Here is a 14876-nt window from a genome sequence, read left to right on the forward strand (position 1 = left end):
AGGGGGCATTTCATGAATCCCGTCGGACAACCGCTGCGGCTCAAAGCCAATTACAAATGGCTGGGCATTTTTGCGGTCATCGGACTCGTTTTATTCGTCTTGTTCCAGATTCTCCCTTCCACCGCCTCGGAAACGCTGGAGCAGCAAAACACGAAGGTCATCAGCAAGGCGGAGGCCCAACGCGCCGCGGAGGCCTTCATGCAAAACACGCTGCATTTGGAGGCGGACCCGAGCAAGGACGCGGTCATCACGTACCAGTCCAACTCGGATTTATACGGCTATTTGTCGCGGGAAAAACTGCTGAACGAATACAACAAAACGTTTGAAAAAAGTTATCCCTACGACGTGTTCCGCGTCCGTTTGGCCGAACGCCAAAACGAAGGTTACGCCAATATCGACGTACATATGAATTCGGGCAAGGTCGTCGCTTTTTCCGTTACGCCCCGTTATTCGAATTATGCCGCGGCCATGGCGGACCCGAATAAATCCAAACGCGAAACCAAGCTGAAAATCGTGGAAGGCGGCCTGTCGCTGGAGAAAAAAGAAGAGCTTGCCGCACCTTGGCTGCAGCAAATGGGTTACGACCCGGGCAAGCTGGAGCTGTCGACCAAGGAGAACGAGGCGGGGCTCGTATACACCGACCCGAACCGGGCGATCGGCCGTTCAAGCCTTCAAGTCAAATTGACGTTCGAGGAAGGGAACGTTCATTCCTTCGAACAGACCTTTAGCGTGCCGGAGGCGCATGCGGCCTACGTCGAAAAGGAAACGTCCAAAGCCAAATGGCTGACCATCTTGGGCTACGGGCTGCTGACGTTCGTCCTGGGCGTGCTGGCCATCGTATACAGCGCGTTGACCCGGGCCCATACGTCGTTCAAGAGGGGCATTTTCCTGAGCGTGTTTTATTTTGCGGTCGCCACGTTCAGCACGTACAACATGCTGCCGGTATTCCAAGGCGAGGGGGTTTCGAATTTCGGCCTCGTCTTCATGCTCGGTTTTCAGACTTTCTTTAACCTGGTGATGGCTGCCCTTTTGTACTTCTCGCTCGTGGGCGGGGACGGATTATGGCGCAAAGCCGGCATCAATGCCTGGGCCAAAGCCAAAGAACCCGGCTACGGGCCTTACGTGCTGCACAGCATGTACACCGGGTACCTATGGGCGTTTATTCTGATGGGCGTCCAGTCCGTCATTTACATCGTACTCGACAAAACGATCCACAGCTGGTCGACGACCGATGCCACGCAATCGCCGTACAACATGCTATATCCTTGGCTTCTGCCGATTATGGCGTGGATGGCGGGCATTTCCGAGGAAGCGGTCTACCGCCTGTTCGGCATTCCGATGCTGAAAAAGCTGCTGCGCAGCACGTTTGCCGCCTGCCTGATCACGACGCTGATTTGGGCGCTCGGACACACGCTTTATCCGATTTACCCCGTCATTACGCGTCCGATCGAACTGACGGTCATCGGGCTGCTGTTCAGCTTCATTTTCCTGAAGCACGGCTACATCGCCGCCATGTTCAGCCACGTCGTCTTCGACAGCGTCCTGATGAGCTTCAGCCTGTTCGCGCTGGGCGACGTGCCGGACATCATCGCGGGAATCGTCACGATCGTGATGCCTGCCGTCGTCGCTTATATCGTTTACCTGTACAACCGCAACAAAAAGAAAGAGGAGCCATATGTCATGACTCCTCATCCCGGAGGGCTGCAATAATTTGTTTGGCGAGCTTGTCTCCGATGGAAAGAGGCCGGAAATCTTCGATGCTGGCCTCTTTTATTTTTTTCAGCGATCCGAAATGCTTCAGCAGCAGCTTGCGCCGCTTCTCGCCGATGCCCGGGATCGAATCGAGCTTGGACGCGACCATCGACTTGCCCCGCTGTTCCCGGTGGAACGAAATGGCAAAACGGTGAACCTCGTCCTGAATCCGCTGCAGCAAATAAAACTCCTGGCTGTCGCGCGGCAGGTCGACCGGCTCGGGCGGGTCGCCGACCATAAGCTGCGCCGTTCTATGTTTGGCGTCCTTGACGAGTCCGCATACGGGGATGAACAAACCGAGCTCGTTTTCAAGCACGTCGACCGCTGCCGAAATTTGGCCCTTGCCCCCGTCTACGACGATGAGATCGGGCATTTCCAGGTTCTCCTTCAGCACGCGTTCATACCGGCGGCGGATGACCTCGCGCATCGTTTCGTAATCGTCCGGTCCTTGCACGGTGCGGACCTTATATTTGCGGTATTCCTTTTTATCCGGCTTCCCGTCGATGAAAACGACCATGGCGGACACGGGATTGGCCCCTTGGATATTCGAGTTGTCGAAAGCTTCGATACGGTGAAGATGTTCGATGCCGATATATTGGCCCAGGTTCGCTGCCGCTTTCAGCGTTCTTTCCTCGTCCCGCTCGATCAGCCGGAATTTTTCGTCCAGGGACACCTTCGCGTTTTCCACGGCCATGCCGACCATCTGCCGTTTTTGGCCGCGCTGCGGCACGAGCACTTTGACGCCCAGCCATTCCTGGAGGGAGGCAGCCGCGCTGTGCGCATCCAAAACGTCGCCGCCGTTTTCCGTTTCCCCCGCCGCCTTGTCCGAGCCTTCGGCATCCTTCCCGGAATCGGGCAGCAGTATTTCCTGCGGCAGGGCCGGGTTGTCGCTGTAATATTGGGTCACGAACGACATAAAATCGCTGTACGCCTCGCCGTAAAACGGAAAAGCCGAAGCATGGCGCTGAACCATCTTTCCTTGGCGCATGTACAAAATTTGTACGCACATCCAGCCTTTGTCGACGGCGAAACCAAGCACGTCGCGGTCTTTTGCGTCGGACGTCGTGATTTTTTGTTTCTGCATGATGGCGTCGATGTTCATGATTTGGTCGCGAAGTTCCTTGGCCCGTTCGAAATACAACTCTTCGGCCGCCTCTTCCATCTTCCGCTGCAGCTCTTTTTTGATCTCTTCATGCCCGCCGCTCAGAAACGACTGTATTTCCTGGGTAATCCGTTCGTATTCCGCAGGGTCGACTTCTTTTTCGCAAGGCGCGAGGCATTGGCCCATATGGTAATACAGGCAAACCTCCTTCGGCATGACGCCGCATTTGCGGAGCGGATACATCCGGTCGAGCAGCTTTTTGGTCTGCTGGGCGGCGTACGCGTTCGGGTAAGGCCCGAAATATTTGGCCTTGTCCTTCAGCACGCGCCGCGTGACTTCCAGGCGGGGATGCGCCTCGTAAGTGATCTTGATGTAAGGGAACGTCTTGTCGTCCTTCAGCAGCACGTTATATTTGGGCTGGTGCATTTTGATCAGGTTGCATTCCAAAATGAGCGCCTCGATATTGCTGCCGGTGACGATATATTCGAAATCGCGGATATCCGCTACAAGCCGCTGGGTTTTTCCGTTATGGCTGCCGGTAAAATAGGATCGGACCCGGTTTTTCAGCACTTTGGCCTTGCCGACGTAGATAATGGTGCCTGCCGCGTTTTTCATGAGGTAGCATCCGGGCAAATCCGGCAGCAGCGCCAGCTTGTTGCGGATGTTTTCCTGCGCTTTTTCCAGCTCGGCTAACGTTTCGGTCTTTTTTTCGTCCATATATTCCGCTCTCCCCCTCTCCATAACATGTAACAAGAATCGGAAATATAACTTTTATTATATGGGGAATTCTCCAAAATCCAAAGCGCATTTTATGGGAGAATGTACGACATGCCTGAAAAAAGGCGGCTATGTGAACGCAGCAAAGCGCCCCCGGAAGTTCCGGAGGCGCATCTTATGGCTGATCATGCATATGGCTTGAATTACTGGTGTTTGGAGATGATGTTTTTCAGGTTTTCCTTGGAATTCAATCCAACCACTTTGTCAACCGGCTGGCCGTCTTTGAAGAAGATCAGCGTCGGGATGCTCATCACGCCGAAACGGGAAGCCGTTTCCGGATTTTCATCCACGTTCAACTTCGCGATTTTGACGGAGTCGCCCATTTCGTTTGCGAGCTCATCCAGAATCGGAGCGATCATTTTGCAAGGGCCGCACCATGGTGCCCAGAAATCAACCAATACTGTACCTTGGCCTTCAATTTCAGCATTAAAGGATTGGTCAGTTACGTTTACAATAGCCATAATATTTCTCCTCCTTATAAAAAGCTGAATTTCATCGAAACTTCAGGATTTGTGAAAATCCTCAACTGAAATGTCTTAGCGGACAGTTTTAGTATACCACAATTTTTTCAGAAATGTAAATTCCTTAATTACAGATCTTGCTTCGGCTGTCCTGACCGGCGTGAACCAGCTTATTGTACCCTAAAGTATTCGCCATATATTCTTTACAAATTCTTTGGACTTTGGGTATACTAAGGTTAACTCGGGTTTCTGTGTCAATGACCGCGCTCATTTACATAAAGTGAAACCATCCTGAGGAGGCATTGTATTCATGGATGCAAACGTGCACGCTAACGACCCGCGGGAACACGTAAACGAAGAGCCGCGCAATGACTTGATGGATCTGATGAACGGCTTCGGGGGCATGGCTTTGTTCATGACTCTGATTTTCGCGATCATGGTCATCATCAAGTTCGTGATCTCCGGCTAACATGCTCATCGCTGAAGCGATAGCAAAAAGCCTGGCCTTTCCGCCGCTTCGGCAGAAGGTCAGGCTTTTTTCAATTTCTTGGTGATTCACGTTCAGGAACGAACCCGGCGCTGGTTTTCCCCATGCAGATGCACCACGTCGACAAAAGGCAAAATCCGGTCCATCAGCCGCTGTCCTTTGTACAATTCCTCTCCGTCCTTGCTTGTAAAGCTGAGATGCTTTTCCAGGCCCGCCAGATCGTAATTGGACGTATAAAAGGTCGGCTTGCGGTTCATCCGGTAATTGAGGATCGCTCCGAGTACATGATCGCGTACCCACGGGCTCAAATTTTCCGCTCCGATGTCGTCGAAAATAAGCAGGTCGCAGTTTTTCATGACCTCCACCGTTTCTTTCAGCTTTTGGCTGTCCTGGAGCATCGATTTCAGGTCTTCCACGAAGTCGGGCATGTAGACGATGACGCCGGTGTAACCCGCGATCGCCAGCTCATGGAGCAGATAGCTCATCAGGAACGTTTTTCCCGTCCCGAAGGAGCCGAACAAATACAGTCCTTTCGGCGTGAGCCCCTGCTCCTTCACTTCGCGGATATAGCGGAAAACATGGCTGACCGCCGGCGCGCGCAGCCGGTCTTTCCCCATGATCTCCACTTCGTTGTACCCTTCCGCAAGCGCCCGTTCATCGACGTAAAAGCTGCGGATCCGCTTCCTGATTCTCTCTTCGTTTTGTCTCGCGATGTGCAGCGCGCACGGGGCTTTGCGCTCGACCAATTCCCGCCGCCCGTTTTGCTCGGCCATCTCCAGCTTGGAGTAGTGGCCTTCGAAATCGTTGGGGCATCTGTCGAGCCCCGGACAGTTTTGGCAGTTGCGCCGGTCGTTGACGTATTGGTACAGCCGCGGCAAATTGGCGCGCAGCCGGTCTTCGTCCATCTCCGGATGTTCGGCGCGCAGCTCCTTGACGATCGGATCGCGAAGCAGGTCCTCGAAAATCGCCTGCGATCTTTGCAAAAACGACGGTCCGTTCATTTGTTTTAACACTTGGCCTAATGATTCCAACTTGTATGCTCCTCCTTCCCGTCAAGTGATGCACGATGCCGTCACTTGTTTTTGCTCGCCTGCATTTCGGCGGCCATCCGCAGCATCTCTTCGAATTCTTCCTCGCTGACGGCGTTTGCGGCCCCGCTCTCCTGGGCAATCGGAATATCAGGCTTTAACCTGGCCGCCTTGCTGCCGTATGTACGGGTCCTTCCGCCCCCGGAAGCGGCCGCCTGCTTGCCTTTCACCTTGGATTGGTCGCGGATGTATTGAACGGCTTTTTCGTACGTGTTCACCTGCTTCAGCAGCATGTTGGAAGCGATCGCTTCGACGAAATTGCGGTTGATGCGCTGCTCGTTGCCTCCCGAGGTCAACAAGGACATTAAATAATGGATCAGAACGTTGATGACTTCCCCGGGAAGCTTGTAGCTGTGGTCGATCTTTTCGAAAATATCAAAAAAGTTGTCCGGCACCGCCCCCGGAAAAAACGTCTTCAGCAGACGCGTGTACGGTTCATTGCGCAGCATCATGTTGTATTGGTGGATGTCGCATTTGGATTGGAACTGGACCGGAACGTCCACGTAATATTCCATTTCGACCGCATGTTCCATCGGCGCCGGCTCCGCCGGATCCTCGAGCTGCCTGAGCGCTACCACCTTCCCGGCATACACCTCGCGCTGCTCCTGGCGCCGTTTATCCTGACGGAATTGCAGGTTGGCCCTGCGCTCCAGCTCTTCAAGCGCGACGCTGCCGTCGGGAGCGAACGCCCCGTCTTCGTCCAGCAGCCGGCATAAATCCTGCACGCTCAGGTCGTATTTATGCACGACGTAATTCAGGACCCCCATCTGCTCATGGTTGAAGCGGAGCTTTTCGACATGGGTCCGGTTGACCGAATCTTTCGGAAAACGGAGAATGATGTCGGCATAATTCAGCGCATTTTCGTCCTCGTGAACCCTAACCCCCGGCTGCCTTGCCGAAGACACCTCGGAAAGCGCCTGCTCCAGCTCGTAATCGATCACATGCGTGTTCAGCTCGAAAATGTCGTAAAACGCGAGCGAGATGTTTTCCTTATGTCCTCCCCTCGGTCCCGACAGTTCCTCCGGTTCGCGCGCCCAAAGCTCCTCGCGGAGCGCCAGCACCGCAAACTTGCCGATTTTGTCCCGAAGCAGCAGCGTCAGGTGCTGGGTATTAAAAAATTCGGCCGGCGACAAAGGCTGCTGAAGCTCGTATTCGTAAACGTAATCCTCCTGCTCCGGCATATAGATGCGGCAGGTTTGAAGCAGCCCGACCGCTTCCAGAAGCGAGGCCTGCTCGATCAGGTACCGGCGGCCTTTTTCGCTGGGCTCGAGTCCCAGGGTCAAAAACAGGCGCCGCTGCTGTTCAAGCGGAGAATAACCCAATTTCTCTATAGGAATCTGCTGAAACAGCAGATGGTACAAACTGATGGCGAAGGCTCCGACCATGGGCTGATAAACCGAGCTGAGCATCCTGCTGTCCAGACTGCTTAAACAAAAATCACGATAAACGCAAAACCTGTGATTTTCCGTAAAATGCAGCAGGCTCTTCATGTGCATATTTTGGCTCCTCCCATCGTAACGTAGACTTTCTCTATTCTATCATAAAAGGAATCCCCGCTCCGATATATTTCGACGATTATTTTATCCCCAAATGAATCCAGTCTGCCAAATCCCGGATGACGAATTCGGGAACGTTCGAGGCGAATCGATATTCGTCGCCCGTCGAAGGCCGGTCGTACAATGCGTACATATGGTTCAGCCCGGGATATAATTTGCAGCTGACGTCCGTCCGTGTCCCCAGCGCCTGCTTCCATACCTTCAAACTGGAGGGAGGAACCTGCACGTCATTGCCCCCCTGGAGAATGAAAAGGGGCACGTCCTGTCCGCGGGCGATCATCGGGCCGCTGTATTCCCGTATATCGAACCACCAATAAGCGTTAGGCAGCGGAAAATCGGCCGGCAAACGCGCCTTGGAATAACGGTCGTCGTGCAGCATGTCCACCGCCCGCCGCCACGTATGCAGGTTCGCTTGCTTGCGCTCCAGCTCCGCCCCGGTTTCGCCCGCTTCTCCCGCCCGCTTCAAAATGCCTTCGTATTGGGAAAGCATCAAATCCTCCAGCGCTCCCGAGGGAGCGGACAAAAGCATCCCGCCGGCGATGGAGCCGCCCCGGTCTTCTTCGATGATCGCAGGGAGGAGCATGCCGCCTTGGCTGTGACCCAGCACGAATATCCGGTCCGGATCGATCCGCTTGTCCTGCCGCAGCAGCCCGACCGCCGACAGAGCGTCTTCGACCGTTTCCTCCCGGACGGTAAAATGAGGCGTCAAGGAACGGTTGGGATATTCATATGTCCGTTTGGCATAACGCAGAACCGCAATTCCCTCGCGGGCGAGCCCGACGGCGATGTCGCGGAACATTTTGCCGCCTCCCGACGATTCGTCCGCGTCGTTCGGGCCCGAACCGTGGACGAGGACGACGGCAGGCACCTTCTCCCCGGCCCCGGCAGGTAGCGTCAACGTTCCGGGAAGCGGGAGGCTTGCGGTCCCGACGATCACGTTTTCGGTTATGTATCGGCCATGAGCGTCATAGGAGGGGGGACGGTACCGATCGGAAACGTTCGGAAGCAGCGCCAGATCGTCCAGCTTCCCGTCCCGGCCGAAGCGCAGTTCCATCCGGAAGCTTCGGCCGCGCGGCGTTTGGTAGGACAAAACCGCGTTCCGGTGCACCCGGTTTTCGGTTGAGCCGGCTTGGATCAGCGTCCAGGAGCCGTAGCTTTCCTCCAGATGCCTTTTGTACCGCTCCAGGACATCGGCCGAAAACAGCTTCGCCAAACCGGGGCTCATCATGTCCCTGGCCTCGCCGTATTCCCCCAGCTGCAAAAGCCGCATCCAGTACATCCCCAGGCCGGCCGGATCGGCTTCCGACGCCCTCCACCGTCCGTCGCGAAAATTCATTTGGACGCCCAGCGCCTCATGAAAAGCGGACACGGGGACATACAGCCTGCCCATCCTGTTCAGGACAGCAAGCTTCGGAAGGTCCAGCGGAAGGCCGTCGATTTCGGACCGGGCGCTGCCCGGCGTGATGTTCCATTTCCGGTTTCCCAACAACACCTTGGCCGCCTTTTCCTCCTTCACCCACAGCACGGTTCCTCCCAAGGCTTCGACCGCGTCGCGGACCGGTACGGCATCCGGTTCGGCCTCCCCCTTTTCCGGGATCCAAACGCACAACATGACAATCGCTGCAAACAGCGCAAGACAGGATTTTCCTTTCAACTTCCCTTCCCCTTCCCGGTTCATGCATGGAGCTGACGACGAGCAAGTTTTGATCAGGGATGCGGAGCAAGCCAGCTCTAAATGAAGCAAAACAGCCCCCCTGCCGGAGAGCTGTCTGCCTTACGTTTGCTTTAAAACATTTTAAATCCGCTTTTGCGCAGCTTTTGGATCGATACGCCGCTGACGATCGCCCCTACGAGCCCCGCCACTCCCGTCAAATAATCGACGATGCGGAAGGAGCCCAGGTAATGGAGAAACGAAGTGTCTCCCCGGTCCCAAAGCGAATAAACGACGATCGGCAAAATCACGATAATAAACAAATAGGATGGAAACCAAGTGGTCTTCATAAGCATATTTAAGATGAAGCCGATCCCGAACATCATCATAAAAAACAAAACCATCAGCACCAATACAGGGATAAACTGCATGCTAACCTGTTCACCTCTTCTTCTCTATGACCCGCTCGCGGTGCGCGGATATGGCTAACGAAAAAACGCTTCTTATTTTATGATAGTAAGTTTACTAGAAAATTTGTCACGAAGCAACGAACAATACGTGAATAGATTGTGACTTCATTTGCTCTTTCCGTTGCGGTTGGGATACAATGAGAAGAAGGTGTTAAAGCAACTAAACTTGGGAGTGATCGATAAAATGAACGAAGCAGCATCCACTTTAGAAGGCTGGTACGCTCTTCACGATTTTCGTTCCATCAACTGGACGGCCTGGAAGTCCGCGGACGACGAAGAACGCGCTATGGCGCTCGACGAGCTCCAGGAATTTTTCAAGGAATGGTCCGAGGTCGAATCCGCGAAACAAGGCAGCACGGCCGTTTACGGCATCGTGGGACAAAAAGCGGACTTTGTCCTGATGCATCTGCGCGAAACGCTGGAAGAACTCAACGCGGTGGAAACCGCATTCAATAAAACGCTCTTCGCCCGCTTCACCACCAAAGCCTACTCTTACGTAAGCGTGGTCGAGCTGAGCAACTATCTGGCAGGGGAAGGCGGCGGCGATCCGATGGAAAATCCGCATGTCGTCGCGCGTTTGAAGCCGATCCTTCCGAAAACGAAATATATCTGCTTCTACCCGATGAACAAAAAACGCGATCTAAGCGACAACTGGTATATGCTCGACATGGAAGAACGCCGGAACATGATGCGCAGCCACGGGCTCATCGGCCGCTCCTATGCCGGCAAAGTGAAGCAAATCATTACCGGTTCGGTCGGCTTCGACGATTGGGAATGGGGCGTTACGCTGTTCGCGGACGACGCGCTTCAATTCAAGAAGCTCGTGTATGAAATGCGTTTTGACGAGGTCAGCGCGCGGTTCGGCGAATTCGGCAGCTTTTTTGTCGGTCCGCTGCTCACGCCCGAATCGTTTGATGACATGCTCAAAGTATAAACAACGGCAAAAAGCTTGCTTCCTTTACTCGGAAGCAAGCTTTTTTATTATGAAAAAAGAGCATCATTCGGATTCGTGCCCGGCGTTTTTGAGGGATTCGAGAAATTCGGCGGTAGCCCGGTCGCGGTCGCGGCTTTTTTCCTTCAGCCTTTCGATGGCAGGCAAAATCAAAATATCGATTTCCTTCTGCACGGCGTATGCCAGGTCATAGCGGTTTTGGTCCTCCAAATAACCTCCCACTTCCATCAGCGCGTTATACCGGTCCAGCTCCTCCCTCGTCAAAAGCGAGCGGACTTGAACACTGCAGTGTCGCATCCTTACAAGAACCTTCCTTTCCTCAGCACGAGCGGAATGCCCCCGATGATGAACAAATAGCGCAAATCGACGAGCTTTTTCAGCTGCGCGGCTTTCCAGCCTTTGTAATGCTTGTCGCCCACGACCCCGATGCCTTCCCCTTTGCCCAGGGAAGCGACGGTGCCCTTGTTCTGGAACACGAATCTGCGCGGCTGCTGGTTGCGGATGGCCGCGACGATGTTATGCGCGCAGCATACGCCCTGCTGCATGGCGATTTGCGCCGTCGGCGGATAAGGCCGCCCTTCCGGATTAAAGACGAGGGCATTGTCACCGATAATATAGATGTTGTCATGGCCGGGGGCGTGAAGATATTCGTCGACCTTCACCCGGCCGCGGGCGGTTTCGAATCCCGCTGCTTCGATCATATGGTTGCCGCGGATGCCGCCGGTCCAAACGACGGTCGCGGCTTTGATTTCTTCGCCGGTAGCCAGCAGAACGCCGTCAGGCGTGCATTCCTGGATGGCAACGCCCAGTTTGAACGTCACGCCTTTTCTCTTCAGCACGTCCATCGCGTATTCGACGAGCTCAGGGGCAAATCCGGGCAGCGCGGTCGGCGAGGCTTCCACGTTATAGATGTTCACCTGGGCCGGATCGACGTCGTATTCTTTGCACAGCGCCGGAATCCGGTCCGCAAGCTCCGCCGCGAATTCGATCCCGCTGAAGCCCGCTCCGCCGATGACGAAGTTCAGGCGATGCTGCGGATGCCTTTCGTTTTTGTAAAGCGCAAACTGGTATTCGATATGCTTGCGGATCAGGCGCACCGAGTTGATGCTGCGGATCGTCATCGCATAATCGGCCAATCCCGGAATGCCGAAGGTCTCGGATTCGCCGCCCAGGGAAATGACCAAATAATCATAAGAAAGGGTTCCGTCCTCCAAAATGACCTTTTTTTCATGCGGGCGGATTTCCTGCACGGAAGACTTGACCAGGTCGATCTTAAATTCGTCGATCAGCTTCGAAATGGGAACCCGTGTATTTTCAACGCTGTCCGTGCCTGCGGCAGGCATATGCAAATGGGTCGTAATATAATGGTAATCGTGACGGTTCACGAGCGTGACGTCGGCTTCGTTATAATTCAATTCTTTCTGGAGCCGCTGTGCTGTCAGAATACCTGCGTATCCCGCGCCGAGGATTACGATCTTGGGAATGTTGCTCATCATCTTGCTCCTTCCAAATCCTTTGTTGTATGAATCAATTCCACATGGTTAAAAGCGCAATAATGAAACGATATATAGACGGTTCAACTGCTTCGATCTATATATCGTTCGGGATTAGAGCCGCTGTTAAGTTTATGAAATTGATTCTTATATCTATATTTGTGATACATTACAAAACTTATTGTGAAATTATACACTTTTATTGTCGTGATGTATCGCGATCCCGGTTATCGAATGGGATATGGATTCCGCCTGATTCTGACGGCTGCGGGAAACGTTAATCAGCGGTCAATTAGAAAAGCAGAAAAAGCAGGAAAAAAATGTCCGAAATTCGACAAAAAGATGGTAATGCACAATTGAAATGATAGCTAGTTTCAGGCAAAAGATCAAGTCTTATTTGGGCCTGAAATCCGCGTCCGAAGCCGCTTTTTCCGGACGGGAACGAACGGCCTCCGCGAATCCTCCCATTCTCTGTTCGCCATGGCCAAGGCAGACGAATTCACTTTCCAGCGGCGGCCGGGATATATTATAATAAGAAAAGCGTCGATTGAAGCGCTTCGAAGCAGGCTGGCCGCTTGTCCAAGTTCGAATTGCGATTGGGGTTGCTGATCTCTTTGAAGATGATTTCTTTTCGATATTCATAGATTATATCATTCGATAACAACGCGGAGGTGCAATATAAAACATGACATCACATACCGATGGTGTTGAAATATCCGACCTGCTCATTATTGGGGGAGGTCCTACGGGAATGTTCGCTTCCTTTTATTGCGGGATGCGTCAGGCTTCGGTCACGCTGATCGAAAGCATGCCGCAGCTTGGCGGGCAGCTGACGGCGTTATATCCTGAAAAATACATCTACGACGTGGCCGGATTTCCGAAGGTAACGGCACAGGAACTGGTGGACAATTTATCCAAGCAAATGGAGTTGTTCCAAACGAACGTGCGCTTGGAGGAGAAGGTCACTTCCCTCGTCAAACGGGACGAGCGTCATTTCGTCGTGACGACGGATAAAGGGGAATACCACGCCAAGGCGGTCATCATTACGGCCGGCGTCGGCGCATTCCAGCCGCGCCGGCTTGAAGTCGAAGGCGCGGAGAAATTCGAAAAAGCGAACCTCCATTATTTCGTGAACGATCTGCAGCAATTCAAGGGCAAAAAAGTGCTTCTGACCGGTGGCGGCGACTCGGCCGTTGACTGGGCCCTCATGCTGGAGCCGATTGCCGAGGAAGTGACGCTCGTTCATCGCCGCGACAAATTCCGCGCCCATGAGCACAGCGTCGAGAATTTGCTGAAATCCAAGGTGCGCGTCGTGACGCCGACGGAAATCACGGCGCTGCACGGCGAAGACGCCATTACGAAGGTCACGCTGACCCACGTCAAAACCAAGGAAACGCAAGAGATCGAAGTGGATGACGTGATCGTCAATTTCGGGTTCGTGTCGACGCTCGGCCCGATCGCCGAATGGGGCATCCAGATCGAATCCAACTCGATCGTCGTCGATTCGAGAATGGAAACGAACATTCCGGGCATTTTCGCTGCCGGCGACATTACGACCTACCCGGGCAAAATCAAGCTGATCGCCGTCGGTTTCGGCGAGGCGCCGACGGCCGTCAACAATGCCAAGGTATACATCGATCCGGACGCCAAGCTGTCCCCTGGACACAGCAGCAACATGAAGCTGTAGAAGCCTTTTTACCAAAATAGATATACAAAAAAGGGTATCCTTACGTTTGGAACGCTTCAACTTCCAATCGGTAAGGGTACCCTCATTTTTTTTCATGTCGTCTCTATGTATTTCGATAATAGAATGTACACCTCCACAACGCCGTCAAATGGTACAACTGTGCTGCATGTCAAAGGAAATAACGATGGATGTGCATGGGATTCCCGTCGCTTAGTGAACGATGCCCGGAGGATCAGCCTCAAGATTCCGTTTATGAATCTCAGCCAGGAGCAGCGTGATGAAGTCCCGGTCAAGCATCAATTCAACAGCTGCATGATAAGAATCAAGGAGCATTTCATCCGTCAAGATAGCCATTCCTTTCACATCCTTTCCTTTATTTTCCTCGAATCTATCATATCAAACATTCCACATCGGAACAAGCGTTCGCAATATCCACAGGTTATTGTGGAAATCCTGTGTATAATTTGTTAGCAAGTGTCGTAATACCAATAAAAATGCAGTGGATTTTGGGGATAACACTTATACACAGGAGGATGAATTATCAACAACCCTAAAAATATTTTTTCTGAATCTATGATCGGCGGTCTTCCGTTTCATAGGTTTACTGGGGTCTGGTATTAACTTCGAAAATCCATATCTTCCCGCTGTAATCCAGCCCGTAATCGAAACCCAACTGGCCGATGCCGGGAAAATGGCGTTCCAGAATGGCCGTGCATTTTCGCGTCAGATGGCGCATTTCATTCCGTTTGGCCGCCGAGGAGATGTGGGGCAGCGATCTGCGCAGCCCTTCACTGCAGCTCAGCAAACGCCCGCCTTTGCACAGGTTGGTAACGAACAGCCCTTGTCTGGCCAATCGCCCTACCATCGCCCTGAACTCCCAATGGTCTCCGGATTTGACATATTTCACGCGGTAATCGATCGGGCGGCCTTGGATGCGCGCCAGATGAATGCCCTGCTGGATCAAATATTTCCGCCTTACCTTGACCCGAAGCAGCGCTTGGTACATGTCGTTAAAATTGGCATACCGGCTCGTTTGCAAGGATTTCGTAATGCTGTAACCCATGCCGGACCGGTTTATTTTGATCACGCCGTATCCGCCGCCCCCTACGATCGGTTTAACGACGACAAATTCATAGGATTCCAACATCGAATAAAGATTTTCCCTATTTAGTCCTCTGGTTTGCGGTATATAAGGGGCTACTTCGGGATCTGTCAGCAGTGCTTCGGTTTTCAGCCACTTGCTAGCCAGCTGTCTTCCCCCCACTTGTACCGCCTCCTTTCTCACTCTTATCTTTTAGCATACTCGCCGGAGGCGTTCCTCTCCTGTATGTTTGTACATAAACGGTGCATATGGGAGGAAAACGGGGGATTGCGGAGTAAAAACGGAAGCATGGAGCCAT

Annotated in this window: 14 protein-coding genes; 4 read left to right on the forward strand and 10 right to left on the reverse strand. The window is 53.2% G+C overall.

All coding sequences use genetic code 11. The annotated features are described in order from the left end of the window. Window positions 1–12 precede the first annotated feature (12 nt). Window positions 13–1710, forward strand: coding sequence for a CPBP family intramembrane glutamic endopeptidase (locus tag NYE48_RS21300; RefSeq protein WP_340999888.1), 1698 nt, complete (start codon window positions 13–15; stop codon window positions 1708–1710). Here NYE48_RS21300 and uvrC read toward each other — a convergent pair. Further along, complete coding sequence (uvrC, locus tag NYE48_RS21305; protein WP_212948181.1) at window positions 1679–3571, reverse strand: excinuclease ABC subunit UvrC; 1893 nt, start codon at window positions 3569–3571, stop codon at window positions 1679–1681. The genes NYE48_RS21300 and uvrC overlap by 32 nt on opposite strands. A gap of 203 nt (window positions 3572–3774) precedes the next feature. Continuing rightward, window positions 3775–4092, reverse strand: coding sequence for a thioredoxin (gene trxA, locus NYE48_RS21310; protein ID WP_036710867.1), 318 nt, complete (start codon window positions 4090–4092; stop codon window positions 3775–3777). Window positions 4093–4402: 310 nt separating this feature from the next. On the opposite strand from trxA, the gene NYE48_RS21315 reads away from it, so the two are divergent. Next, complete coding sequence (locus tag NYE48_RS21315; protein ID WP_156124594.1) at window positions 4403–4561, forward strand: YqzM family protein; 159 nt, start codon at window positions 4403–4405, stop codon at window positions 4559–4561. Window positions 4562–4653: 92 nt separating this feature from the next. On the opposite strand, the gene dnaI is transcribed toward NYE48_RS21315, so the two are convergent. The 4 genes from dnaI to NYE48_RS21335 form a co-directional block, all read right to left on the reverse strand. Then, window positions 4654–5610 (reverse strand): primosomal protein DnaI, encoded by a 957-nt coding sequence (gene dnaI, locus NYE48_RS21320; protein WP_212948188.1) that lies wholly within the window; start codon window positions 5608–5610, stop codon window positions 4654–4656. Window positions 5611–5651: 41 nt separating this feature from the next. Continuing rightward, window positions 5652–7163: a DnaD domain protein gene (locus tag NYE48_RS21325; protein ID WP_036710870.1), complete on the reverse strand. Its 1512-nt coding sequence runs from the start codon at window positions 7161–7163 to the stop codon at window positions 5652–5654. Between the two features lie 79 nt (window positions 7164–7242). Then, the gene (locus NYE48_RS21330) at window positions 7243–8877 is read right to left on the reverse strand and encodes an alpha/beta hydrolase family protein (RefSeq protein ID WP_212948199.1); all 1635 of its coding nucleotides are present in this window, start codon (window positions 8875–8877) and stop codon (window positions 7243–7245) included. A gap of 131 nt (window positions 8878–9008) precedes the next feature. Further along, window positions 9009–9305, reverse strand: a complete 297-nt coding sequence (locus NYE48_RS21335; protein WP_036710872.1) for a YuiB family protein — start codon at window positions 9303–9305, stop codon at window positions 9009–9011. A 223-nt stretch (window positions 9306–9528) separates the two neighbouring features. Here NYE48_RS21335 and hemQ point away from each other — a divergent pair, with 223 nt between their 5' ends. Then, window positions 9529–10278, forward strand: a complete 750-nt coding sequence (hemQ, locus tag NYE48_RS21340) for a hydrogen peroxide-dependent heme synthase (protein ID WP_036710974.1) — start codon at window positions 9529–9531, stop codon at window positions 10276–10278. Between the two features lie 63 nt (window positions 10279–10341). On the opposite strand, the gene NYE48_RS21345 is transcribed toward hemQ, so the two are convergent. After that, window positions 10342–10593: a hypothetical protein gene (locus NYE48_RS21345; RefSeq protein ID WP_212948201.1), complete on the reverse strand. Its 252-nt coding sequence runs from the start codon at window positions 10591–10593 to the stop codon at window positions 10342–10344. 2 nt (window positions 10594–10595) lie between these two features. After that, window positions 10596–11789, reverse strand: coding sequence for an NAD(P)/FAD-dependent oxidoreductase (locus tag NYE48_RS21350; protein WP_036710976.1), 1194 nt, complete (start codon window positions 11787–11789; stop codon window positions 10596–10598). A 685-nt stretch (window positions 11790–12474) separates the two neighbouring features. Between NYE48_RS21350 and NYE48_RS21355 the strand changes: the two genes are divergently transcribed. Continuing rightward, window positions 12475–13476 (forward strand): NAD(P)/FAD-dependent oxidoreductase, encoded by a 1002-nt coding sequence (locus tag NYE48_RS21355; RefSeq protein ID WP_340999889.1) that lies wholly within the window; start codon window positions 12475–12477, stop codon window positions 13474–13476. A 210-nt stretch (window positions 13477–13686) separates the two neighbouring features. Here the strand turns inward: NYE48_RS21355 and NYE48_RS21360 are convergent, their stop codons facing one another. Together NYE48_RS21360 and NYE48_RS21365 are read right to left on the reverse strand one after the other, a co-directional pair. After that, window positions 13687–13830, reverse strand: coding sequence for a sporulation histidine kinase inhibitor Sda (locus tag NYE48_RS21360; RefSeq protein ID WP_156124595.1), 144 nt, complete (start codon window positions 13828–13830; stop codon window positions 13687–13689). 247 nt (window positions 13831–14077) lie between these two features. Further along, window positions 14078–14740 (reverse strand): YheC/YheD family protein, encoded by a 663-nt coding sequence (locus NYE48_RS21365; RefSeq protein ID WP_340999891.1) that lies wholly within the window; start codon window positions 14738–14740, stop codon window positions 14078–14080. Window positions 14741–14876: the final 136 nt, after the last annotated feature.

This window comes from Paenibacillus sp. FSL M7-1455 (assembly GCF_038004655.1).
GTDB lineage: Bacteria > Bacillota > Bacilli > Paenibacillales > Paenibacillaceae > Paenibacillus_AQ > Paenibacillus_AQ cookii.

Bases quoted from the DNA above. Each gene is read 5' to 3' on its own strand.
- NYE48_RS21300 (WP_340999888.1), top strand. From the start codon at position 13: ATGAATCCCGTCGGACAACCGCTGCGGCTCAAAGCCAATTACAAATGG.
- uvrC (WP_212948181.1), bottom strand. From the start codon at position 3,571: ATGGACGAAAAAAAGACCGAAACGTTAGCCGAGCTGGAAAAAGCGCAG.
- trxA (WP_036710867.1), bottom strand. From the start codon at position 4,092: ATGGCTATTGTAAACGTAACTGACCAATCCTTTAATGCTGAAATTGAA.
- NYE48_RS21315 (WP_156124594.1), top strand. From the start codon at position 4,403: ATGGATGCAAACGTGCACGCTAACGACCCGCGGGAACACGTAAACGAA.
- NYE48_RS21325 (WP_036710870.1), bottom strand. From the start codon at position 7,163: ATGCACATGAAGAGCCTGCTGCATTTTACGGAAAATCACAGGTTTTGC.
- NYE48_RS21335 (WP_036710872.1), bottom strand. From the start codon at position 9,305: ATGCAGTTTATCCCTGTATTGGTGCTGATGGTTTTGTTTTTTATGATG.
- hemQ (WP_036710974.1), top strand. From the start codon at position 9,529: ATGAACGAAGCAGCATCCACTTTAGAAGGCTGGTACGCTCTTCACGAT.
- NYE48_RS21345 (WP_212948201.1), bottom strand. From the start codon at position 10,593: ATGCGACACTGCAGTGTTCAAGTCCGCTCGCTTTTGACGAGGGAGGAG.
- NYE48_RS21350 (WP_036710976.1), bottom strand. From the start codon at position 11,789: ATGAGCAACATTCCCAAGATCGTAATCCTCGGCGCGGGATACGCAGGT.
- NYE48_RS21355 (WP_340999889.1), top strand. From the start codon at position 12,475: ATGACATCACATACCGATGGTGTTGAAATATCCGACCTGCTCATTATT.
- NYE48_RS21360 (WP_156124595.1), bottom strand. From the start codon at position 13,830: ATGGCTATCTTGACGGATGAAATGCTCCTTGATTCTTATCATGCAGCT.